Source organism: Deltaproteobacteria bacterium, assembly GCA_016208165.1.
Classification (GTDB): Bacteria; Desulfobacterota; Desulfarculia; order JACQYL01; family JACQYL01; genus JACQYL01.
On record JACQYL010000007.1, the window covers coordinates 71,706 to 95,779 of the forward strand.

The following is a 24,074-nucleotide window of genomic DNA, read 5'->3' on the forward strand; positions in this document are numbered from 1 at the left end:
GACCGATGGAAGCATTCTTAGAAGACATCGCGGATCGATACCATATTCACGCATCCGGGTCGATACACAGGATGGGTTCAGCGTCATGCTCGTGGCGGTTCAGCGATGTTTCGGGAAAACAGTGGGTACTGAAGACCGGGCGCCCGGACGCTCGCACCTTCACGATCCTGCAGGGTTTCGCGCTGTTGTTCCCTCCGTTTCGCCATCCGGAGCCCACTTCTCGCGTAGACGATCCTTATCTCCTATACCCGTTTATGGACGGCGTTCCGCTCGATCAAGGCCTTTTCGAAACCCCCGAAGTCGTGGCTCAGGTGCTGGAGGTCATTGACAGGCTGCCCGTGTTGATGCGTTCGCTCGCTTTGATTCCCCAATTTGAACGGGCTCTGCGTTTGAGAAACGAGGGCTTTTCCCCTTCGAGAAGCCGCGAAGCCTCTCGGCCGAAGGCCCTCGCTGATCCGGGCGAAACCGTTTCCAACCACCACCAGCGCCAGGATATCGACTGTTCGTTTCAGTGGACGAAGGACAGAGCCAACGCCTGCTGCGACTTCATGAGAACGTCATGCATTTGGCCTGAGACCCTCCTGGATGCCTTCAAAGCGTATGCGCACAGCATGCAATCCATTCATTTTGCCATCGCCGGAAACAACTTGTCGCACACGGCCCTCGTGCCGGAACACCTCGTTTTGGATGACCATAAAACCCTCTGCATTCTCGGATGGCGCATCGAGCCCCGCCCCAGATTCTTCATGATGTACTCGTATCTGGCATGGGAAGCGCTCTACTCGGGGAAACCGGATCCGTTCGATGATTATCGGGCGCGACTATTGGGAAACCGTTCGAGACCGTTTTACGACCAGCATCTGCTCGTAGCGGCCTTCTGCCTGCTCGACCAGGTCGAACGCTGCTTATCTTCGCACGCGTTCTCGCAGGCATGGGTTGAAAAGGCCCGACCGGCCGAAGATCTGTTCAGGGATTGCGTTGAAAGGCTGGATACACTGAAAACGGGGCGGCCCGCACTTTCGAATGCGGATCTCTGACGTCGACTGGAAAATCTGCAGTGAGTGAGGAAGAAAGCCATTCCGAAGAACAAGGAGCTATCCACTTTGGCGAAAGATCTTACCTTTCGGGAATCCCCCGGTTTGAAGGCGACCCAGGGGACCTCATCGGGCTTCCCGAGCGGATAAATCGGTAGATCCAAACACGAGTCCGCGGATATCTGCACGAAGAAGCCTTGCCATCTAACTTGACAGTTGACAAGACAGATCTACTTCATTACACTGCGCCAACTTTATGGTTCCGGGAGGAGCGTTTTGGAAGTAATCCGTGTGGACTGTCTGATTATCGGGGCCGGCATTGGCGGGCTTTTCTGCGCGCTGAAATTGGAATCCACCGGAAGCGTGGCCGTGTTGAGCAAAGGAACGGTTCTGCAAAGCGCCACCGCCCTGGCGCAGGGTGGTATCGCGGCCGCGGTGGCCCCCGGCGATTCTCCCGCCCTGCACGCCCAGGACACTCTTTACGCCGGCGACGGCGCCTGCTTGCCGTCCGCCGTAGAGATTCTCGTAAGCGAGGGTCCTCTGAGGGTTCGCGAACTCGCCGACCTCGGGGTGCCTTTCGACACGCATCCCGACGGGACGTTCCGTCTCGCCATGGAAGGGGCGCACGGTCGGGCAAGGGTCATTCCGGCCGGAGGGGACGGCACGGGCAGGGCCGTGGCCGAGGTGCTCATTGACGCCGTCCGGAAACTCCCACAGATTGAAATCATCGAAGAAACCGAGGCCCTGGACCTCTTGCTCCATCGAGGCCGATGCGTCGGCGCTCTGACCGTGACAGGCGTCGGAGAATTTCGCTTGTTTGTCGCAAAACGGGCGGTTGTGCTTGCAACGGGGGGGTATGCACGTATCTTTCAGGCAACCACCAGCGGCGAATTCGGCGCCGGAGACGGGTTGGCTATGGCCTATCGAGCCGGGGCTCGCCTGGCGGACATGGAATTCGTTCAGTTCCACCCCACGGCCTTGGACTCCGGAGAAGACCCCCTCTGTCTGATCTCGGAGGCGGTGCGAGGCCACGGAGCCGCTTTGCTCACCGGGGACGGGGACCGATTTATGGCCCGCCGGCATACTCTGGCCGATCTGGCCCCAAGAGATGTGGTGGCGCGAGCGATATTCGAGCAGCAACTCCAAGGCCGCCGCGTGTTTCTGGACACTACCTCCGTGGGGGACAGTTTCCGGGAGCGCTTTCCTTCCGTCTATCGCACGTGCTTGCAACGGTCCATTGATCCGGTTCACGAATTGCCGCCCGTCACCCCGGCAGCTCACTTCACAATGGGAGGAGTACTGACGGACCTGGACGGAGCGACCAATGTTCCGGGCCTGTTTGCATGCGGAGAAGTCGCATGCACCGGCGTCCACGGGGCCAATCGTCTGGCCAGCAACTCTCTACTGGAGGGCTTGGTATTTGCTCGTCGGGTCGCCCAAAGTGTTTCCGGCCGCCGGTCCCGACTGGCGGATTCGGCGGATCCGGATCCTCGCGCGTTGGAGACGATCTCCGACCGGTTTCACATGCGACCTCCGAGAGCCGCCCCTGATTCTCCGAACCGGAGCCGGTTTCTCGAAGCAGCCGATCGTCTCCGGCAGTGCATGTGGCGCAACGTTGGATTGATCCGAAACAAGGACGGGCTTCTGAAGGCGAAGGATATCCTGAATGAAATAAGCACAACGATTCCGGACGGGCCGACGAGTTTGAGAAATATGGTCCTGGTGGCGCGACTCGTGACGGAGGCGTCCTTGTTACGAGAGGAAAGCAGAGGCAGCCATTATCGGAGCGATTTCCAGCACGCCGCTCCATTCTGGAAACACCGGCGCATCATTTTCGAGAAGGGAAGCGTTTTCCATGAATCCTTTACAGGTGGAGAACATTGTACGGAAAGCATTGGAGGAGGACCTGGGGCGGGGAGACGTGACTACTGCGGCCCTCATACCGGAACACAAGATCGGGGAAGGCGTCCTGACGAGCCGCTCCGAAGGGGTTTTGGCCGGCATTGAAGTCGCGGACATCGCCTTCCGCCTGTTGGACCCGGATGCGCGAATGGAGCGGCTGGTCAAAGACGGGGACCGTCTGGCTCCCAATCGAGTCATTGCGCGCGTCCGGTGCAAACTTCGCGCTTTGCTTTCGGCCGAACGGGTCGCTTTGAATTTCCTTCAACGTCTGTCCGGAATCGCAACGGCCACGGCTGAGGTGGTCGAAATCGTGAAACCTTATGGCGTCCGTGTTCTGGATACCCGTAAGACCACACCCGGCCTGCGAGTAATGGAAAAGTATGCAATTCGCATGGGAGGAGGATGGAATCACCGCCTCGGCCTGGACGACGCGGTTCTGATCAAGGACAATCACCTGCGGATTGTGGGAAGCATAAGAAGGGCCGTGGCGTCGGCTCGCGCCTGCGTGGGCCCTTTGGTCAAGGTGGAAGTGGAAGTGGAAACCTTGGATCAGGTTCAAGAGGCTGTGGACGCCGGAGCCGATATGATTCTCCTGGATAATATGCCCCTCGAAACCATGCGTCGCGCCGTGAACCTGGTGGGCGGAGGAATGCTCATCGAAGCTTCGGGAAACATTCATCCGGACAATGCTGCGGTCGTGGCGGCCACGGGAGTGGATTTCATCTCCCTGGGTTGGCTGACCCACTCCGCGAAATCGGTGGACATCGGCTTGGATATGGCGGACTGACCTCCCGTACGAGCATTGCCTTCTCTGAGTAAACTCCCTGACCGGAGGGATATGCATGGCTACAGATAGACGAGAAGCACCCGATCCGCCGCTGTTCGAGAGCAACGAGCCGTCCCCTCCGTTGGCCGAAATCCGGGAAGGCATAGCGCGGGCTAAAGCCCGGCTTGGAGACCGTGTCGTCATTTTGGCGCACCACTATCAGGGGGACGATGTTATTGAGTCGGCCGATTTTGTGGGAGATTCGCTTAAACTTTCACATCAGGCCGCGCACCGGAGCGCAGCCGGATACATCGTTTTCTGCGGCGTGCGCTTCATGGCGGAAACCGCCGAGGTTCTGTCGTCTCCGGATCAGACGGTGTTTTTGCCAAACCCTGCTGCCGGTTGTCCCTTGGCGGACATGGCGGGTCTCCAACAGGTGCGTCTGTGCTGGGAGGCCCTTCGGTCACTCTGGGACGACGGAATCGCACCCGTCACGTATATTAATTCCAGCGCAGAACTTAAAGCGTTCTGCGGACGCAACGGCGGCACGGTCTGCACCTCGTCGAACGCAGGAACCGTCATGCGATGGGCCTTCGAGGCCGGCAGACGCGTCCTTTTTTTCCCGGACGAACATTTGGGGAGAAACACCGGCGTGTCTTTGGGCCTGCCGACGAAGGCGATCTGCGTCTGGGACCCCGAGAAGGAAGCCCTTCTTGGAGATTATGATCAAGCGAGACTGATCTTATGGAACGGTTTCTGTCCTGTCCACGGGAACTTCTCGCCGAGGCACGTGGAAATGGCGAGGAAGCGTTATCCCGGCGTTCGAGTGATAGTGCATCCGGAATGTCCGCACGAAGTAGTGCGATCCGCCGACGATGCCGGGTCTACGGAGCACATTATTGAATGCATCCACTCTTCCGAACCAGGGTCTCGCTGGGCTGTAGGAACCGACATTCGCCTTGTACGCCGTCTTGCCCGGCAACAACCGGAAAAAGAGGTCTTTTCACTTGCGGAATCCGTGCCTCCGTGTTTGAATATGGGCAAGATCAAGCCGCTGAGTCTGCTCCGTACCCTGGAGGGATTGTTGGAGGGCGAGGCTGTAGCACGGGTGCGCGTAAGACCGGAAACAGCAAAGTGGGCGAGGGTTGCGTTGGAGCGCATGCTGGCCATCACCCGGACACGGAGGTGAAATGGGCCGAAAAGAGCAGCTGATGGACATTCTGGCCAACAGTCAGGAACCGGTGGCAGGACGGGAATTGGCCGACCGGCTGGGAGTGAGTCGCCAGGTTGTGGTTCAGCATGTGGCCATACTTAGAGCGCGTGGCGTGGAAGTGCTCGCCACGTCCCGCGGTTACATGCTTCCCCGAGAACCGGCGCCATACACGCGTCGAGCCGTTCTGGCAACGAAACACTCTCCCGAGGAAACGGAGGAGGAACTGTTTATCCTCGTGGACCACGGAGTCAAAGTGCTAAATGTCCTCGTCGAGCACCCATTGTATGGTGAACTGTGCGGTAATCTCATGCTTCAATCCAGGATGGACGTCCAGCGCTTTTTGGAGCGCGTAAAAGCCGAACAGGCCGCATTGCTTTCAGTACTCACGGACGGAGTTCACCTCCACACCGTGGAATATCAGGACTCTCAGAGCTTCGAGGCGGCGCTGGCCCGCTTATCCGAAAAGGGATACCTGATAACGGATTGACGGTCGTTTCAGAATCCTTTTGTCCGCGTAAGGGAAGACTATCCCCACCTTGGTGTCGCACTGTAAGAAAACGATATCTTATGTCCTTCAAACAATTATGAAACAGCCCCAATCCGGGAAAATCTCATTGACCGCGATCACGTCTACTGTCCGCCCAACGCCACTATAGGCTTTCCTCCTGGTATCGATTGAGGTCGTAATAAAGTCCTTTCAGAGCCATCAGCTCCTCATGGGCGCCTGATTCAAGAATGCGGCCGCGCTTTATCACAAAAATCTTGTCTGCGTTACGGATAGTCGAGAGACGGTGGGCCACAATCAGAGTGGTGCGCCGGCGCATGATCTGCTGCAGCGCCTGCTGGATCAATTGTTCCGTTTCCGGATCCAGATTGGCGGTGGCTTCATCCAGAATCAATATCTTGGGGTCATGGACCAGGACGCGGGCGAAAGCCAGCAGTTGTCGCTCGCCGGACGACAATATCACTCCCCCCTCCCCTATTTCGTGCCCGTAAGCGCCGGGCAGCTTTTCGATATAGGAATGGGCCCGAATCTTCCGCATTAGTGTCCGGACTTCATCGAGGCTCCATTCTTCCCGATTCATCCGGATGTTTTCCAGGACGCTGCCGGAAAAGAGCGTGACGTCCTGCGTCACCAGTCCAACACTCGAGCGGAGCGCATCCAGGTCCCAGCGCTCGATGTCCACGCCGTCGATAAGGATGCTTCCCCGATCCGGCCGATAAAAGCGTTCCAACAGGTGGATTACGGAGGTCTTTCCGGCCCCGGTGGCTCCCACCAAGGCAACGGTCTGGCCGGGTTTCACCTCGAAGGAAATACCGTTCAATACCGGTTCCCCCTTCTGGTAAGAAAAGCAAACGTCCCGGAATTCGACTCTGCCGTCGACGGATGCGGGGGAGGAGGGTTCCACGGGCCGAGGTATTTCCTCATTATGATCAAGCAGTTGAAATATCCGTTCCGTGCTGGCCAGAGCGGACTGCATGATATTGAATTTCTCCGAAATTTCTCGTATCGGACGAAACAGCAGCTGAATGTACCCGATAAACGCCACGAGGATTCCCAACGTTATCTCTTCGCGCAGTACCTCGCCGCCCCCGTGCCAGATCATAAGGGCTAGGGCGAATGAAGCAAGCAGTTCGATGGCGGGCATGAATATCGCAAAGACCACGATCTGCTTCATGCCCGCCCGGTAGTTGTTCGTATTGATCTTTTCGAATTGGGATAGCCTGAACGTCTCCCGCACAAACTGCTGGATGATGGGCATATTTTTAAAGCTTTCCTGAAGAAAACCGTTCAGACGAGCGATATGGATTCGGATCTCCCGAAATGCCTCCCGCGCCAGGCGGGCAAAAACGAACGTCAACGCCAAGACGAATGGGAGCAAAACAAAACAGATCAGCGCCAAAGGACGGTTCAGGCGAAGCATGACGATCATAACGCCGGAGACAACAAAAATATCCTTGAATACAGCCAGAATCACCGATTTGAACAGTTCGTTCAGGTTCTGAACATCGTTGGTCACTCGAGTCACGAGCTTTCCCGTCAGATTACGATCAAAGAAGCTGACGGACTGCCGTATAAGGTGGCTGAACAGATCCACCCGGATGTCCTGCATGATGTGCTGTGAAATCCACTCGAGCAGATAGATGGAACCGAAGAACAGGAAGAACGAAAAAACGATAGCTCCGACAAAAACCAGAGCCACTTGGACTACGCCCATCAAATCCGCGCTTCGCAGCAAGCGGATATCTTGTTCCGGAAGCTTGTCCAGGTCCTCGTAATCCACATAAAGGCGATTCCCTGCGCGCTCGAATTGCCGAGGGTATTGTCGCACCACGGGCTCGAAGGAAGGATCCCAGTCGCACCCGTAAAACCTGCGCTCTCCGATCAACTTTGCCTTTTTGAATACATGGAAATGCTGTGGATCGATGCTCGACAGCTCGGCTTTGGATAGAAAACGTCTGTTCTGAAGAAGGCTCCGGTAGTTCTTCCAAGATTCTTCGGCTTCGGTTCCCGCCTCGGGAGCCGGAGCCACGCGATAGTAGGACGGCAAGATGTACTGATCTATCGCCACCTTGGTGATGTAAGGAACGACAAGGTCCAGACCCGTGCTGGCGAGAGTAAGAAGGAGCACCACCCATACGGTCCTCTTGTACGAGGCGATATAGGGAAACAGGCGCTTGACGAGCTTGAGATTTCGGATCTTCCCCTGGTCTTCGCCTTCCATGTAACCGTAAGATTCATGCATGCGGTCAACCCTCGAGCCGTTCGCTCAGCAGCGCGCGCTGGTAGATACTCGGGTATACGTTGCCCGCCCGGATAAGCTCCTCGTGGGTCCCCTGCTCGACCACGCGACCTTCATCCAGAACCAATATGCGTTCCGCCTTTCGGATGGTCGAAACCCGGTGCGAGATCCAGATATTGGTTTTTCCCCGACGAAGGGGCGCCATCTGATCCAGTATTCGACGCTCGGTGGCCGTATCCACCATGGAGAGGGCGTTATCGAGAATCAGTATTGGCGGATTGTCTATAAGAGCCCTGGCCAGAGCCAATCTCTGGCGTTGTCGTCCGGACAGGGTTAGGCCCTTCTCGCCAGTCATGGTCTCCAAGCCGCGTTGGAATTGTTTGACGTCATTCGATAGGTCGGCGGTGTTCAAACACGTTTGAATCCATTCGTCGTCATATCCCGTTCTGCCGAACAGCAGGTTGGCGGAAACCGTGTCCGAAAAAAGAAAGGGATCCTGGGGTGCTACGGCCACTGAAGATCTCAAAGCTGAAAGAGGCCATTCGTGGATCGGGATGTTTTCCAGGAAGATCGAATTCCGGGACGGCTCCAAGAGCCGGGTCAGGAGGTGAACCAGGGTTGTTTTTCCCGATCCGGTGCGCCCTACGAGCACCACCGTGCTACCGGCTTCGATCTTGAACGAAAGATCCCTCAGTATGTACCGATCCTCGTCCGGATATCGAAAACTCAATCCCCGCACTTCTACTTCACCCGCAATGGGGGTTGGCGGCGCGCCGGGTCCCTTATCCTCGATCTCCGGGCGCTCTTCCAGAAGCCGGTTGATGCGGCCCATGGATACGGAACCTCGCTGAATCAGGTTCGTGACCCACCCCAGGGCCATCATGGGCCAGGTTAACAGGTTCAGATAGCTGATGAATGCAACGAAATCCCCGATGCTGATCCCTTTCAGAATGGTCATCCGACCCCCAAGCCATAAAACCACGGTGAGGCTCAGATTGGTAAACAGCATCATCATGGGAAAAAACATGGCCATGGTTCGCCCAAGCTGGATATTTTCGGAAATGTACCTGTCGCCCATGTCTCTCAAGCGCTGCTCTTCCCATTCTTCCAGCCGGTAGGCCTGGACGACCCGTATGCCCGTGATGGACTCGCGGCTTCTCTCTGTCAGGTCGGCGAAGGTCTCCTGCACTTTCTGAAATAGGGCGTGCATGCGCATCGTGAGAAAGCGGCTTGCAAAGATGATGGCGGGCATGGGAATCAGGGCGATCAGCGTGAGTTTCACGTTGATGTAGAGCATGAACGCTATGGCTGACAGGCCCATTATGATCCCGTCGTTGACCGCCACCAATCCCATTCCAACGGCGAACCGGACGGCCTCCATGTCATTGGTCGACCGGGCCATAAGATCGCCGGTTCGTGTCCGTGAGAAAAAATTCAAGGACAGTTTTTGAAGATGCTCGAACAGCCGATACCGGAGATCTCGTTCCACCACCCGCGAATGACCGAAAATCAGGTGTCTCCAGATATACCGCAAAACGCCCACCACCAGGGCTATGGCCACGATTGCCAGTCCATATTCCAGCAGGCTCTTTGTGGAAGCGGTTTGCAGCGTCAGTTCATCGATCGCTGTTTTGATAATACGGGGAATAAAGAGCTGCAAAAGATCCACCGTCAGAAGGCATGTGAGACCGACGGCTATCTTTGCTTTGTGGCGGACGAAGTAAGGCTTGAGTGAATACAGGTTTCGTATCGTTGAATGCGCAAACCTGATTGGCTTCTTGCTATTCATGAAAAGGCGCTTGGCGTCGGTTTCTTTTTTGGAATCGCGGCCAGTGGAAATGGTTGACCGGTGGATCGTCAGGATCGGGTCGCTTGAAACGTACTCGGTTAATATAGTACCGCGTTAAAGGGTGTCAACCGAACGTCGCGGAATATCGCCGGGTTCATATCGTTACTTTTTTCACTTGACAACGCAAACAGCCTTCCGATATATTCGTCCAAATTTGAAAAAGCAATGGTGTTTCTCGTGAAACGCCCCGATTTTTCTATAAAAATACCCCCAGAATCCAGTTCGGAAGGCCACCCGGTCCAATGTGATCAGCGATGTAAACGAGTGACCTTTTTGGGCAACCGGCCGACCTGAAACCACCATTAGCATAATCGAAACGTAAGGAGGAGTACCTATGGCGTTGGATCCAACCAAACACGCGGACTGGGAGATCGCTGAAGAAGCAGAATCACGAATGAAGACCGTCTATCAGCTGGCCGAAGAACTCGGACTGGACAAGGAAGAGTTGCTTCCCCACGGTCACTACGTGGCCAAAGTGGATTTCAGGAAAGTCCTGGAACGTTTTAAGGATCGACCGGACGGCAAATACATCGACGTAACGGCCATCACCCCTACACCCCTCGGAGAAGGCAAATCTACATCGAGTATGGGGTTGGTCGAGGGTCTCGGCAAGCGAGGCGTAAGCGTCACCGCAGCCATCCGGCAGCCGTCGGGCGGCCCCACCATGAACATTAAGGGAAGCGCCGCGGGCGGCGGTCTGGCCCAATGCATTCCGTTGACCCCGTTTTCCCTGGGTCTCACCGGCGACATCAACGCCATCATGAACGCGCACAACCTGGCCATGGTCGCCCTCACCTCCCGAATTCAGCACGAGTTCAATTACAATGACGAGCAGTGGGCCAAGAGAAATCAACCGCGCCTCAACATAGACCCGAACAACGTGGAAATGGGCTGGATTATCGACTTCTGCGCCCAAGCCCTTCGAAACATCATTATCGGCATCGGCGGCAAGATGGACGGGTTCATGATGAACTCGAAATTCGGTATCGCCGTCTCTTCCGAAGTCATGGCGATCCTGGCCGTGGCAAAGGACCTCAAAGACATGCGCGAGCGCATGGGCAAGATCGTGGTGGCTTACAGCAGGGACGGCAAGCCCGTCACCACCAAAGACCTCGAGGTGGACGGCGCCATGACGGCCTGGATGCTGGAAGCGCTGAACCCGAACCTGCTGCAGAGCATCGAAGGTCAGCCCGTATTCGTGCATGCCGGTCCCTTCGCCAACATCGCCATCGGCCAGAGTTCCATCATCGCGGACCGCGTGGCTCTCAAGCTCGCCGACTATCATGTAACCGAATCCGGATTTGGCGCTGACATCGGATTCGAGAAATTCTGGAACCTCAAATGCCGTTTCAGCGGCCTCACTCCCCACTGCGCGGTGGTCGTGGCCACCATCCGGGCCCTCAAGTGCCACGGCGGCGCTCCCATCCCGGTACCCGGACGTCCCATGCCGGAAGAATACAAGAAGGAAAACGTGGGATGGGTGGAAAAGGGATGCGAGAACCTGGTCCATCATATCCGCAACGTTAAGCTGGCCGGCATCAATCCCGTGGTGTGCATCAATGCGTTCTTCACGGACACGGACGCTGAAATCAAGGCGGTCCGGCGCATCGCCGAAGCCGCGGGCGCCCGTGTCGCACTCAGCCGACACTGGGAAAAAGGCGGCGACGGTGCGCTCGAGTTCGCCGACGCGGTTCTGGATGCCTGCAAGGAAAAGAACGACTTCAAGTTGCTCTATGAATTGGATGTGCCGTTGCGCAAGCGCATTGAACTGATCGCCACCAAGGTGTACGGAGCGGACGGTGTCGATTATTCCGCCCCGGCTTTGGCCACGGCGCAACGAATAGAGAAGGATCCTGCATTGTCCAAATTGGGTACCTGCATGGTGAAGACACACCTCTCCCTGACGGACAATCCCACCATGAAGGGCGTGCCCAAAGGCTGGAGACTGTTCGTTCGAGACATCCTTACCTACGGCGGCGCGGGTTTTGTGGTGCCTGTGGCGGGAACCATCAGCCTGATGCCCGGAACGAGCTCGGATCCTGCCTACCGACGAGTCGACGTGGATGTCGAGGCCGGCAAGGTGAAGGGCCTCTTCTAACCCGATAAAGGGCTCTAAGCGCCCTTTTATCGGCGATATTGAATTCGCGGACGATGAAAGCAGGGGAATCTGTATGGTTTCCCCTGCTTTTTTTCCTTCGTGTCGATCTTTTTCAGCGGCGCCATTTGGAGACCACCGGGGTTTTCCGGAGCGGCATATACGTTTTTTCCTAAGCACGGCGGTTCGATACGGATCTTGTCGATTATCGCCGACAAATAAGGCCCTGTATCCAGGATCTCCGTCATTTCACTCCATTTATCGAGGTAACCCTCTTTTTCCCTCTTTTCTTTGGTACAAGCGGTAGACATGGTTTCGTAATATTGCTATGATATTTTTGCGTTTGTGATGTTTCGGAGCGTTTGACAACAGACCTACGGCTCTGTAGGTCCTGAACGAGAGGATCGGGGTTCTTCAAGAGAGCTTCGGTTCCTTTTAGAAGCGGGGAGGATACTGTCAGTGGACGTCAGCAAGATTCCTGGGATGTTCAATCCAATTGGAAATGTTCAAGTGGCGGTCTCTAGCCCGGAACAGACCAAGTCTTCCATTTTCGACGTTACGGACGTTGTATCTCTTTCCGGCAATAACAAGGGAAAGCCGCGGCAGGAACTCATAGAAGAGACTCTGCTCGTCTCTCTCATGGACCGGATGCAAAAATTGGAGGGGGTAGTCGAGCGTCTGGAAAAGATGGAAGTGACGCCTCATACCGTGGCGCCCTCCCCCATGTCGCAGATTAGTGTGGACGACACGGCCAGAAGTTCAGATGGCCCGGCTGCTTCCAGCCGTTTTACTCCCGTTACTATGATCGAAACCCCCGAAAGTTCGCCCGCCAAGTCGCCACAAGCGCAAGCGGATATCATCCCCTCCAAGTACTTCGGCGCAGCCTCTTTTATAGATCCGGGTATAGGCAGGAACCTGGATGTGGTTGTCGGGGAAGCGCCTTTAGGGGGCCCTGGGGCTGCAGCGAGCGCTGCCGGAGTGGGCGCGGTGGCGGGAATCGCTTCGGGACCGGGGCTCGGCGCCATCAAGGCATGATGTTCTCCGCTCACTTCGATGGATCGCCGCTCTCCCCTGTTAGCTCTTCATGAACTCCCCTGTATCTTCTCATGACAGGTAACCGTTCCGGCGCCAACTTCACCAAAATCGGACCGAATGCCTCCGAGCGCGTTTTTTTGCTCATGTTTTCGCGAATTGATCCGATATAACATGTCGATGGCGAATTCAACGAGAACGATCGGGCGTGCCTCCTATCGCTGGAGGCATGATCCGACTCCACTTCGAGGAAAGGCATGAATCCGGTTGATCTGCTTCAAATTCCGTCTCTGCTGACGCAAACCCCTCAAACACAATCCAAACAGCAGGTTCCGGAAGGGCCTCTGCCGGGTGTCGAGTATACGGAGGCGCAGAAGAAAAAGCTGCGGGAGGCGGAAGACATTGTGAGCATTTCCAATGTGGCCTTGGACATCAGCCGAGGGCTGAACTACGCGGCGAGGGATGAAGGCAACAAAACGTTCGGCTTCTCGGTGGATCCGGAAAAGCAGGCGGCGTTCATGTCGGTGGAGAACGGCGGACTCTGGACGGCTTTCAATTCTCTCTCCCTACTGAACACGCAGATGGAGGAGACGATGGATCCTGGGTTCGTATCCACTTCCTATTTCGTGTCGGACGCCGGATCGGACGATCCCAACTTCGAGGCCCACCGCGGCCCTTTTCCTGTCAAGAACGGCCCTTTGTCGCGCTTGCACGCCGGTTACCAGCTCAATACCAAAGGACTCGGGAAAACCTACCTTTAAGAACTTCAATCGCGATCCCGATCCTCGGACTTTCGTTATCCGAAAGCCTCCCGGCCCTGTTCCGCCTCTGCGAAGAGGAGGAAAGTCCGCCTGAGACATCCTTGCGGAGCCGGTCGATAACCCCTTTTACCTCCACCTCTTCTTGATTCCTGAACTTGAATGGTTAATGATCCTTCAGTAAACACCCATCTCTAGGAAGGAAGAGGCCTTTTGGATGAATGAGAACCGTATAGGCAATGGTAAGTGGGTCCGTCTCCGATATGCACAAAAACTTATACTTCGAGATGGCCATGAAGTATGCGGGCAATCCCGGACTGTTTCGTTTGTATTCGGTATCGAAAGGCAGATGGCGTCCATCGAGAAAGCGCTTGACGGTCGAAGGGCCGGCGATCGACTGACGGTGGACATTCCGGCGGAGGAACTGTTTGGAGCGCACGACCCCGATCTCGAACGCGTAATCCCCAGAGGAGGATTGAAAAAAGCGCGATTGAAAGAAGGCTCGGTCTATCGTGAAATCAAACAAGGCGCCGTGGTGAGCTTTGTCGTGAAAAATCTGTATGAAAACAGTGTCTTGGCTGATTTCAACCATCCCTATGCCGGCGCCGGGGCACGGGGTGAGATCGATATCCTGGAGGTCCGCGATGCGGACAAAAATGACATCCGCGAGGCTCATGATCGAATGGGCTGCGGATGACGGTTCAAAAGGGAGACTCGGATTGGTTCGAAGTCGGACCGAATCTTCGACAGTCGTTTCAGGGTCCCCCGTTGTGACGAGCGAATGTGAGCGAGGAATCAACGTGTGGCGCAGGGGTTCGGGATTATGAGTTTTTCAGACGCGGCGTCGGTGGCCGTTGTGGTCGACGGTCACGCACATCTGGACGCCGTATCCGACGTCGAGAATTCCTTGAAGGAAGCTTACGAAAAGGGTGTTGTCGCCGTTGTGGGAGTGGGCATGGACCTATCCAGCAACAGGACCATCCTGGAGCTGGCGAACCGTTTTCCACGTCGGGTGTATCCGGCTGTGGGCCTGCATCCCTGGAAAGTGAATGCGCGGGGCCTGGATGAAGAGCTGGAATTCGTGTGTCAACATTTGCCGGAGGCCATAGCCTTGGGCGAAGTCGGGCTCGACTACAAAATGAAGGACACCAAGGCTCTCCAGATAGAGGCATTCCAAATACTCTTAAGAGAAGCGGCCCGATTGGATAAACCGGCTATCACTCACTCACGTTTTTCCCACGCCAGGACACTTCAATTACTCTCGGAATCAAATGTCCGCAGGGCCGTGTTCCATTGGTATTCAGGTCCCGACGACGTATTGGACATACGCTGAATCTTGTTGCAGACTTGAAGGATAAAGACCCGATTACCGTTGCGCGTGCGACTACGCGAAATGCCGCCTATTTTTTTGGGGTGGATTTCATCGCGGAATCGGCTGACGGCTCCATGGGCTGAAGAGGCCTGTGGACAGGCGCGATGCTTCGAAACAAAAGGTAGGGATCTCATCCGGCCTTGGCCGCTCAGTACCTATGACATTGATATTACTTATTATTGTTAGTAAGATGGCCATCTCCTTTTCCCGCGATCCGAACCTCCGATCATGCTCCTATTCCTTGAATACAGACTTCCTCATCAAATAGTAAGGTGTCCACCCGATATACGGGGGAAGACAAAAAAGCAATATTACGGGCCGGCATCTATTCAGAGATTTGTGTGAGCAAAGAGGAGCAGGCGTGTCTTTTTGTCTGTCCGGCGTACTTGAGATGGAAAAGGTTTGACGACCATTTCATTGTATGAGAATATACTCTGGGGTGGTTTCCCCATGATAAAACCAGGGAGGAGAGGGGGGTGACGCGTATCCGAGCAACGGCCAGAAGCATCAAAAGAAATCCCTGCCCCGTCGCAAGACGTGGGAGGCGAAATCTGTATTGCATCGCCTACGATAACTGTCTCGATCGCGCCATACGGAACAAGTGGCTGACGTTTTCTTGCGATCGAAGATGTCCTTTCATTGCCACGTATGATGCACCGGACATCGTCACCAACGGAGAAGATCACTGGGAACTCTACGATTTCTATCTATGGTAGAGAATTAGGGGACTCTAGTGAGGGGAGGCGCAAGGGACGGTGATCCTCGACGGGGCAAAACATGCGATGGATCGAACCCTTCGCTAGTTCCCATGTACCTTCATAACGATTTCTATGTTCGTTGCATAAGTCCCTTGACGGGGGTCCGGCGCCCTCCCACCCTTCCCGCCCGGCACAACCGTCTCAATTCCCGTATTTTTCCCTCTGAAAACCCCACTGAAGCACAAGGCATCAGCGAGTTGTTATGATACAAAGGTTCGCTCTCGATGTCGTAACGGGCCGATCGCTTTGCCTCCTCCCACATCTTGGTCCCGGGAATGGGTGAATACTCGGCCAGACAAGGCGTTCCCGCCGCGTTTCCGACCTCCCGGATTCCTGCTTCCACCTCACTAGGCGTCTGACCTGGAAGACCCATCATCAAGTACACGCCCAGTTCTTGAGCCGTAAACCCTGCCGATGTCAGGTTATCGAGCGCGTTAAAGAGATGTCGGCGGGCCGCTTTCCCCCCTGTTCGAGTCTGCCATTCCGGATCCGGTGACTCGTACCCCAGCCGGACGGTCACAAATCCGGCTTGTTTCATCATCCGGGCCAGCTCCGAACTGATGTACTTCAGGTGCAGTCCGTTGGGGGTATGCAGCCGCAGTTTCAGGTTAGCATCGAGTATCCTCCGCAGAAGTGGAACAATGCAATCCCGGGCGTTCAATAACAACGCGTCATCGTAAAAAGCCACATCGCGCACTCCGAATCGTTTCACTCCATGAAGGATCTCCCGAAAAACGGTTTCGGGATTTCGCTGTCTGAAATGGGGATACAGCTGATTGGATGCGCAATAATGACAGCCTAAGGGGCATCCTCGTGAGGTCAGAACGCACAAGTAGTTCAGGCTTGCCAACAGATCGAAGGCCGGATAGTGCTCCTCTTCGGCATTATTTCCTTCGGATACGGAAGGCTCACCGGGTCCCGGGATCACCTCATCGGCCTCCGAATATTTCCTCGCATGTTCCGTGCATAAGGTGGCATATATGCCCCCCAATAGGATCGGGGTTTTGGGGAATACATTCCTTATGGTACGGATAGCCTCAAACACGCCGGGATACCAGTAGGTCATAAGCGATGTCACTATAACGACATCCGGCGATTTCGATCGCAAACCCAGAAGATCCTGACGTAGAATTTCAGCGGACAAGCCATACCTGAAGTACGGCCTCGGCGTATGCTTCAGAGGCTCCGGCTTGGAGACAGCCTGCCGATAGTACTTGCCTGTGCCGAATTGACGGCGAACAGGAGTTCGAGCCCTCAGAGCGGGGTGAAAGCTCGCCATTCCGTCCCAGACGTCAACCCGGAATCCCCATTTTCGCGCCCGCCCTGCAAGATGCAGCAGGCCCAAAGGCTTGGCCCACAGGTCATATGCGGCAAAATCGTATATCCATGGATTGACAAAAAGGAGAAAGGGTTTCGACATAAACTGCAATCTAAAGCCAAATCGGTCCGGACTCAACTATTTTTGACGAAGCAACGGCGTTCCCATGGATGCGGAGAATCAGGGACCAAGGGCCGATGGGAGAAAAAGGACTTGTGCGGCGATCCGTGAATCCGGTATGACTGGCGTAACTGTTAAAAGGTCTTTTCTGAGGATGTCCGGTTCTCGCAAGACCTGGGAATGAACATAATTGATTCGGTAATGCAGCTTCAAGCCTTCGACAATCAGGACCCATGGACACGATCACAGTGATTTTCAAAACATTCCACTGAATCGTAGCGGTCTGAAGGCTGCAACACTATGAGGAAACCACGTGCGAGCCGTTGTACAGCGAGTTAAACGAGCCAGAGTCGAAGTAGATCATGCTATTGTCGGTAACATCGACGCCGGTGTTCTGGTATTTCTGGGCGTAGGTCGCGAGGACACCGAAAAGGACGCCGATTATCTGGCGGAAAAGATCGCAAACCTGCGGATCTTCGGGGATGAAGAAGGCAAGATGAGCAAATCGATTCTTGACCTCGGACTCGGCGCTCTCGTGGTGCCCCAATTCACGATATGGGGAGATTGCCGCAAGGGACGTCGTCCGTCATTCTCGCACGCTGCGCCGCCGGAGCAGGCCGAGCAGATGTACGAGTATTTCGTCCGAAGGATGAACGACACGAAGGTTCACACCGAAAAGGGTCGATTCCAGGCCATGATGGATGTCCACCTGATCAACGACGGTCCTGTAACCCTCTTACTGGACAGCAGCAAACTGTTCTGAGCCTTTTGCGCCGGCCGCGCTTATGACGAGGTTACCTATGCAGAACGTCGAACCGATTCCTAAGTGTTTAATATTTATAGATAAGGAAGGAAACTGGTACCATAAGGGCGCCCCGATGGTCCACAAGCCGTTCATCTTGGACTTTTATAGAAACCTGTTCATGGACGAGCACGGCCGTTGTGTGATTCAGTGGGACGGAAAGCTTTGCGAAGTAGACGTAGAGGATACACCGATCGTGGTGCGCAGTGTTGAACGGCCGTCCGAAGGTGAACGCCGGAAGGTCATTCTCGTTCTCAGTGACGAGACCCGGGAAGAATTGGATCTGGATTCCCTTTGGATCGGCTCCGAGAACGTGCTGTACGCCAAAGTTCGTCAGGGAGCCATGCCCGCTCGATTTCTCCGTCCCGCCTACTACCAGCTGATGAAGCTACTGCAGTATGACGAGACCTCGGGGACCTATTTCATCGATGTGGACGGTCGAAGAAAAACGCTTCTGCCCGCATCCTGACGCTCTCGTACGCCAAATCTTCCATTTGGGGTCCGTCGCGCAGTATGCTTACGTGTTCTCCTATTGGACCCCAGACATGGGGATCCGTGGGACCGAACAGCGCCAAGGTGGGCGTTCCCGTAGCCGCCGCCAGATGCGTCACGCCTGAATCGTTCCCGATGTAACCTCGGGAGATCTTCAGCACGGCCGCAAGTGTGTCCAAAGGCAAACCGGTGAGGCAAGGCAGGCCCGCCGTTTCAGGGACCAGATCTTCATCCGCGGGACCCAACAGAAGGACGACGGGAACGGTTAGATTGCTTGATACATACCGAATCAGCTTCTTGAAACATTGTATGGACCAATTCTTGATCTTGCTGCCGCTACCCGGATGCACCGCGATGGGGGATTCACCAACTCCGAGCCGGCGGAGCGCGCTCCTTGCCTCCCGTAACGCCTCTTCCGGGGGATGCAGACGGGACATCGGGCCGGCCGCACGGAGATTCAGTGTCTGCAACACCCTTCCTTGGAACTCCACAACGTGAACGGACGTGTGCGGTTGGGGAAACGTGGGCAGAAACTTCGGTTCCTCTCCGCAAATCCGGCCGAGGTTTTTGAAAAGAACCGGATCCCGTTTCCTTCCAAAAACATACGCCGCACCGAGTGTACCGATTCGGCCCGGCGGGCGCTCGTTCTCCCGCCACAGGTCCAGGATGCGGCCGTCATCGTTCGATATCCCCTCGTAGGATCGATCGGAGCATTTAAGCAGAGGAATCAAGAATGAATGTATCGCCATCCTGGCGATTTGGTTCGGATGATGTTGTCGGATGGATCGAAACGCGGGTATGGAAAGGATCCAGTCCCCCAAAGCTCCCTGATGGAGGACGAGGATGCCGCCAGGCTTCATAGCTGCTGCGTCCAGGCCGTCAGTTCCTGCAATGCCCGGTCGACGTAAGCGTCACGTCGATGTTTCTTGGGAATTCGTTTGGCTGGGGGAGGGAACAAGCCGAAATTCACGTTCATGGGCTGAAAGTTTTTCGAGACCGAGGCGCTGATATGACATACCAAAGCCCCCAGCGCCGATTCGGGAGGCGGAACAACGAGGGGGAGGCCTTGAAGAAGACGCGCTCCGTTGATACCGGCGAGCAAACCCATGGCCGTGGATTCAACGTACCCTTCCACTCCTGTAATCTGCCCGGCCAGTAGTATGTTGGGGTGGTTCTTGAGCTGCAAGGTCGGCTTCAGCCATTTGGGACCGTTAACGAACGTGTTACGGTGCACGCTTCCGAACCGGGCAAATCGCGCATCCGCCAGAGCCGGTATCATTCTGAACACGCGCTCCTGTGCCGGACGTCTGAGTCTGGTCTGAAAGCCGACCATATTGTACAAGGTTCCCTCGAGATTTTCCTTACGAAGCTGCACCACCGCGAAGGGTCGTTTGCCTGTTGCCGGATCTTTCAGGCCCACCGGCTTCATCGGACCGAAAAGCAAGGTCTTATCGCCGCGGGAAGCCAGCACCTCGATGGGCAGACAACCTTCGAAAAACTGCGGTTCCTCGAAAGCGCGAAGCGGGGTCTGTTCCGCCTTCATCAGAGCCTCGTAAAAGACCTGATACTGCTCCTCATCAAACGGGCAGTTCAGATAGTCGCCCTCCCCGTCCTGATACCGAGAGGCCATGAACGCGATTCTTTTGTCGATGGATTCCGCATACACGATCGGCGCAATTGCGTCATAGAAATAAAGATCGCCGGAGTCGGTCAGTCTGCCTAGAAGTTGAGTCATGGCCGCCGAAGACAGGGGGCCGGTGGCAATGATGGAAGGTGCCTCCACATCCAGGTCGCCGACTTCTTCTCGAATCAGGGTCACATTGGGATGCGACTGAATGGATTTCGTCACTTCCGAACTGAACCGGTGACGATCTACCGCCAGAGATTTCCCGGCAGGAACTTGGGTCTGCTCGGCAACGGCCATGATCAAAGACCCCAAACGCCGCATTTCTTCCTTTAACAGTCCCACGGCAGAGGTGAGTTCATTGGAGCGTAGCGAGTTCGAACAAACCAGTTCGGCAAGATCGGGGGATTCGTGAGCAGGGGAAAACCGGCAGGGTTTCATTTCGAACAAGCGAACCGGCACACCCCGGTTCGCCGCCTGCCAGGCAGCTTCAGATCCGGCCAGCCCCCCGCCCACGATGGTCAGCGATTTTTCAGGAACCATCACGATCCCGAAGAGGAGCGGCTTTCCCGCATCGACTCTGTCCCAGACAGGTGATACACATCGAGTAGAATATCGAATTCCAAGCCGGACGAATTGCGACTCACGCCCATCATTCGCTTGCGATCTCTCGGGTGAAACCGCACTCTTTTTTGGGACAAGCCAGATAGGCCCCCTTCTTTTTCGAGAACTTCTCGATCAAAAAGGGAGCGCCGCATTGCGGACACTGCTCTGCGATCGGCTTATTCCAGGTGGCGAACTTGCATGTGGGATAGTTTGTACATCCGTAGAAGACGCCCCTTTTGGATTTTCGTTCGGTCAGCTCTCCGTTGCACCCGTCTTGCGGACATGAAATGCCCAATCCGATCGGTTTGGCATTCTTGCAGGCCGGATAATTGGAACACGCAAGAAATTTTCCACCGAACCGGCTGGTCTTGATCAGCATTTTCGAGCCGCACTTCTCGCACACTTCGTCTGTTTCTTCCGGAGGTTGAGCTTGTGGCGCGCCCTGGTTCCCATAAGGCATGGTCGATTTGCAGTCCGGGTAGCTGGTGCAAGCGATGAAGGCCCCATAGCGGCCTCTTTTCAGCGTCATTTCGCTCCCGCATTTGGGGCATCTCTCCGCTATTTCGACCTTTTCTTCGTCGAGAACGACCACCTCTCCCCTTTCGTTCCGTTGAAAGTTCTTGGTGTTCTTACAGTCGGGGAATCCCGGACAAGCGAGAAAAGGTCCCGCTTTTCCGATCCTGATTTCCATCTCATTCCCGCATTTCTCGCACTTGATGCCGGTAGGAACTCCTTTTCTCATTTCCTTTTGAGCGATCTCGAGTTCCTTGGAAAAAGGACTGTAAAACGACTCGAGGATTTGCACCCATTCCACTTTGCCTTCTTCCACATCATCCAGTTGTTCCTCCATCTGAGCAGTGAATCGAACGTCCATAATGTCCGGAAAACTGGATACCAGCAGGTCATTGACGACATATCCCAACTCCGTGGGATGGAATTTGCCTTTTTCCCTTAAAGCGTACGATCGATCCTGGATGTTGGACAGAATGGCGGCATAGGTGCTTGGTCGCCCTATTCCTTTTTCTTCCAGTTCCTTCACCAATGAAGCCTCGCTGAAGCGTGACGGCGGTTTGGTGAAATGCTGGGAGGGAACGAAGGCTTTAAATTTGAGTTTCTCCCCTGCTTCCACGCCGGGCAACAGATGGTCAGCGGCATTTTCGGGCTTGTCTTCGGTACTTTCGGTGTAAACCGCCATAAAACCCGGAAATCGAACGACCGATCCAGTGGCGCGGAAGATGTAGTCGCCTGCCGAAATGTCGATAGCCGTCAAGTCGATCTCGGCCGGTTGCATCTGGCTTGCCACAAACCGCTTCCAGATCAGCTCGTATAACTTAAACAAATCCGGCTCCAGAAAGGGCTGGACGTCATCAGGCGTTCTCCAAGGATCGGTGGGTCGGACGGCTTCGTGCGCATCCTGCGAGTGTTTGCGATTCTTGTAAACAGGGGGCTTGGCAGGGGCATAGTCGTTGCCGTATCGTTCCCTGATGAGTCGATTTGCTTCCTTTTGAGCCTCCGGGGCCAGCCGGGTCGAATCCGTTCTGATGTAAGTTACCAGCCCGACTTGTCCCTCATTCCCCAACTCGACTCCCTCGTAAAGGCGTTGAGCCAACATGTTCGTCCTTTTTGTGGTGAAGCGAAGCTTTCGCACGCCCTCCTGCTGAAGCGTACTTGTCGTGAATGGAGGAACGGGTTTGCGGCTTTGTGCTTTCTTGGAAATGTCCTTAACATGAAACTCCACACCTTTGAGCGAGGCGAGGATCTCGTCTGCTTCTTCCTTATTGGGTATCTTGATGGCTTTATTCTTGAATTTGAGCAGACGGGCTTCGATTTCAGGAGGAACCTTGGCATCCAGCCGGGCCAGAATGGTCCAATATTCCTCCGGAACGAACGCCTGAATCTCTCTCTCACGCTCCACAATGAGCCTCAAGGCTACGGATTGGACACGACCGGCGCTTAATCCGCTCCGAACCTTCTTCCAGAGAATGGGACTGATCTGATAGCCCACCAGGCGATCCAAAACGCGACGCGCTACCTGGGACTCGTATTTCTTACGGTCCAACGTTCCTGGACTTTCCATGGCCTGGCTGATCCCATGACGGGTGAGTTCGTGGAAGAGCACTCGGTAGACTCGATCCTTCTTTCCCAGACTCTCGGCTATGTGCCACGCGATGGCCTCACCCTCGCGATCCGGGTCCGCTGCAAGATAGACGGCGTCCGCCTTTTGAGCGGCCTTCTTGAGTTCCTTGATCACTTTCTCTTTTCCGGAGATTACCTTGTAGCTGGGAGTGAATCCTTTTTCGACATCGACGCCCAGTTCGTTGTGCGGCAGATCCAGAATGTGGCCTACCGTGGCTTGAACGTCGAATTCGGGCCCCAATATTTTCTTGATGGTGGCTGCTTTTGTTGGTGATTCCACGACCAAGAGAGATTTCGCCATGCTATTTTTTCCTCGAATAGAGATTTCCCGGAACTTCCTCGATGAGGCCCTTGAGTTCCAGCGAGAGCAACCCGGCCGCCATGTCTCCCGGAGCGAGCCCGGTTGCTCGGAGGATTTCGTCTACATGAACCGGATCGAAGTCGATCATCTTCAGAATGAGCCGTTCTTGTTCGGACATCTCGACAGGGACCCCGGTCGATCGGGAGGTGTCCCACGTGAATTCCATCTGGCGTGGGTTGACAATCCGCCTGTTGTTCAGGTCCTCGAGGATGTCTTCCGCGGACTCAACCAGTTTGGCGCCGGACTTGATCAGACGGTTGGTTCCCCGGCTCCGCGCCGACCGGGTGGAACCGGGAACGGCGAACACTTCGCGATTCTGATCGAGAGCCATCTGCGCCGTAATTAAAGAGCCGCTTCTTTCAGCGGCCTCTACCACAACCGTTCCTAATGTCAAACCGCTGATGATTCTATTTCGTTTGGGAAAATTCATTCCCATGGGCTCGGTGTCGAAGGGGAATTCACTGATTACCGCCCCGCATCCGGCAATGTCCGCAAAGAGAGCGCTGTGCTCGGGCGGATATATCACGTTGCAGCCACATCCAAGTACGGCAACGGTTCGTCCCCCGTGGTCGAGAGCGGAACGATGAGCCATTCCGTCTATCCCGCGAGCCAATCCGCTGACTACCGTTACGCCTCGTTCCGCCAAACCCGAACAAATGCTTCGTGTGATATCCAGTCCATACGAGCTTGGAGTTCTGGTGCCTACAACGGCAACCGCGCACTCGTCGTCCGGAACCAGGCTCCCTTTGACATAGAGGACCTGAGGAGGATCATAAATCTCTTTCAGAAGCGATGGGTAGCGTTCATCATGATAACCGATGATCTCGATACCCAGGGAAGACGCTAGCTTCACTTCGCGCGCAATCCGCCCGCTTTTCAGGGATTGCCTCATTCCCTGTATGATTTCGGGGCGCATCCCTTTAACCGCGCGCAGCTCCGAATCCGAAGCCTGGAAAACGATCGAGGGTGCGCCAAACCGATTCATTAACCGTTTGTACGTAACGTCTCCCAGTCTGGGAGTAAAGAACAGCGCCAAACAGCAGATCAGGTCTTCCGTAGATGAAGGGGACGGGACCATGAAAGTTATTGTTC

Annotated in this window: 19 protein-coding genes; 12 read left to right on the forward strand and 7 right to left on the reverse strand. The window is 55.3% G+C overall.

Annotation, left to right across the window (positions count from 1 at the left end):
* Positions 1 to 5 precede the first annotated feature (5 nt).
* The 4 genes from HY788_01670 to HY788_01685 all read left to right on the forward strand — a co-directional run bounded on the left by HY788_01670 (position 6) and on the right by HY788_01685 (position 5,402).
* The gene (locus HY788_01670; GenBank protein MBI4772884.1) at positions 6 to 1,037 is read left to right on the forward strand and encodes a hypothetical protein; all 1,032 of its coding nucleotides are present in this window, start codon (positions 6 to 8) and stop codon (positions 1,035 to 1,037) included.
* A 1,852-nt stretch (positions 1,038 to 2,889) separates the two neighbouring features.
* Entirely contained in the window at positions 2,890 to 3,723 is an 834-nt protein-coding gene (gene nadC / locus HY788_01675; protein MBI4772885.1) for a carboxylating nicotinate-nucleotide diphosphorylase, read from the forward strand.
* Between the two features lie 55 nt (positions 3,724 to 3,778).
* Complete coding sequence (nadA, locus tag HY788_01680) at positions 3,779 to 4,891, forward strand: quinolinate synthase NadA (GenBank protein ID MBI4772886.1); 1,113 nt, start codon at positions 3,779 to 3,781, stop codon at positions 4,889 to 4,891.
* 1 nt (position 4,892) lies between these two features.
* Positions 4,893 to 5,402, forward strand: a complete 510-nt coding sequence (locus HY788_01685) for a transcription repressor NadR (GenBank protein ID MBI4772887.1) — start codon at positions 4,893 to 4,895, stop codon at positions 5,400 to 5,402.
* 163 nt (positions 5,403 to 5,565) lie between these two features.
* Here HY788_01685 and HY788_01690 read toward each other — a convergent pair whose 3' ends face one another.
* Positions 5,566 to 7,662: an ABC transporter ATP-binding protein gene (locus tag HY788_01690; GenBank protein MBI4772888.1), complete on the reverse strand. Its 2,097-nt coding sequence runs from the start codon at positions 7,660 to 7,662 to the stop codon at positions 5,566 to 5,568.
* 4 nt (positions 7,663 to 7,666) lie between these two features.
* A complete protein-coding gene (locus tag HY788_01695; GenBank protein MBI4772889.1) occupies positions 7,667 to 9,448 on the reverse strand; it encodes an ABC transporter ATP-binding protein in 1,782 nt (593 codons plus the stop codon).
* A 394-nt stretch (positions 9,449 to 9,842) separates the two neighbouring features.
* Between HY788_01695 and HY788_01700 the strand changes: the two genes are divergently transcribed.
* From HY788_01700 to HY788_01725, 6 genes are all read left to right on the forward strand, one after another.
* Positions 9,843 to 11,606 carry a formate--tetrahydrofolate ligase gene (locus tag HY788_01700; GenBank protein ID MBI4772890.1) on the forward strand — a complete coding sequence of 588 codons (1,764 nt, stop codon included), beginning with the start codon at positions 9,843 to 9,845 and terminating at the stop codon, positions 11,604 to 11,606.
* 507 nt (positions 11,607 to 12,113) lie between these two features.
* Positions 12,114 to 12,638, forward strand: coding sequence for a hypothetical protein (locus tag HY788_01705; GenBank protein MBI4772891.1), 525 nt, complete (start codon positions 12,114 to 12,116; stop codon positions 12,636 to 12,638).
* Between the two features lie 254 nt (positions 12,639 to 12,892).
* Positions 12,893 to 13,396, forward strand: coding sequence for a hypothetical protein (locus HY788_01710; protein ID MBI4772892.1), 504 nt, complete (start codon positions 12,893 to 12,895; stop codon positions 13,394 to 13,396).
* Positions 13,397 to 13,610: 214 nt separating this feature from the next.
* Positions 13,611 to 14,090: an FKBP-type peptidyl-prolyl cis-trans isomerase gene (locus HY788_01715; protein ID MBI4772893.1), complete on the forward strand. Its 480-nt coding sequence runs from the start codon at positions 13,611 to 13,613 to the stop codon at positions 14,088 to 14,090.
* Positions 14,091 to 14,216: 126 nt separating this feature from the next.
* On the forward strand, positions 14,217 to 14,726 hold the full coding sequence (locus tag HY788_01720) for a TatD family hydrolase (GenBank protein ID MBI4772894.1): 510 nt from the start codon (positions 14,217 to 14,219) through the stop codon (positions 14,724 to 14,726).
* Between the two features lie 515 nt (positions 14,727 to 15,241).
* Positions 15,242 to 15,481 (forward strand): hypothetical protein, encoded by a 240-nt coding sequence (locus HY788_01725; GenBank protein ID MBI4772895.1) that lies wholly within the window; start codon positions 15,242 to 15,244, stop codon positions 15,479 to 15,481.
* Positions 15,482 to 15,593: 112 nt separating this feature from the next.
* Here the strand turns inward: HY788_01725 and HY788_01730 are convergent, their stop codons facing one another.
* Positions 15,594 to 16,943, reverse strand: a complete 1,350-nt coding sequence (locus HY788_01730; GenBank protein MBI4772896.1) for a B12-binding domain-containing radical SAM protein — start codon at positions 16,941 to 16,943, stop codon at positions 15,594 to 15,596.
* Between the two features lie 331 nt (positions 16,944 to 17,274).
* Between HY788_01730 and HY788_01735 the strand changes: the two genes are divergently transcribed.
* The gene (locus HY788_01735; GenBank protein ID MBI4772897.1) at positions 17,275 to 17,724 is read left to right on the forward strand and encodes a D-tyrosyl-tRNA(Tyr) deacylase; all 450 of its coding nucleotides are present in this window, start codon (positions 17,275 to 17,277) and stop codon (positions 17,722 to 17,724) included.
* Positions 17,725 to 17,761: 37 nt separating this feature from the next.
* Positions 17,762 to 18,232 carry a DUF1285 domain-containing protein gene (locus HY788_01740; GenBank protein MBI4772898.1) on the forward strand — a complete coding sequence of 157 codons (471 nt, stop codon included), beginning with the start codon at positions 17,762 to 17,764 and terminating at the stop codon, positions 18,230 to 18,232.
* On the opposite strand, the gene HY788_01745 is transcribed toward HY788_01740, so the two are convergent.
* From HY788_01745 to dprA, 4 genes are all read right to left on the reverse strand, one after another.
* The gene (locus HY788_01745) at positions 18,186 to 19,115 is read right to left on the reverse strand and encodes a glycosyltransferase family 9 protein (protein MBI4772899.1); all 930 of its coding nucleotides are present in this window, start codon (positions 19,113 to 19,115) and stop codon (positions 18,186 to 18,188) included. The genes HY788_01740 and HY788_01745 overlap by 47 nt on opposite strands.
* Complete coding sequence (trmFO, locus tag HY788_01750) at positions 19,112 to 20,422, reverse strand: methylenetetrahydrofolate--tRNA-(uracil(54)-C(5))-methyltransferase (FADH(2)-oxidizing) TrmFO (GenBank protein MBI4772900.1); 1,311 nt, start codon at positions 20,420 to 20,422, stop codon at positions 19,112 to 19,114. The genes HY788_01745 and trmFO overlap by 4 nt, the downstream gene beginning before the upstream one ends.
* Positions 20,423 to 20,531: 109 nt before the next feature.
* On the reverse strand, positions 20,532 to 22,922 hold the full coding sequence (topA, locus tag HY788_01755) for a type I DNA topoisomerase (protein MBI4772901.1): 2,391 nt from the start codon (positions 22,920 to 22,922) through the stop codon (positions 20,532 to 20,534).
* A gap of 1 nt (position 22,923) precedes the next feature.
* Positions 22,924 to 24,060, reverse strand: coding sequence for a DNA-protecting protein DprA (gene dprA / locus HY788_01760; GenBank protein MBI4772902.1), 1,137 nt, complete (start codon positions 24,058 to 24,060; stop codon positions 22,924 to 22,926).
* Between the last annotated feature and the right edge of the window lie 14 nt (positions 24,061 to 24,074).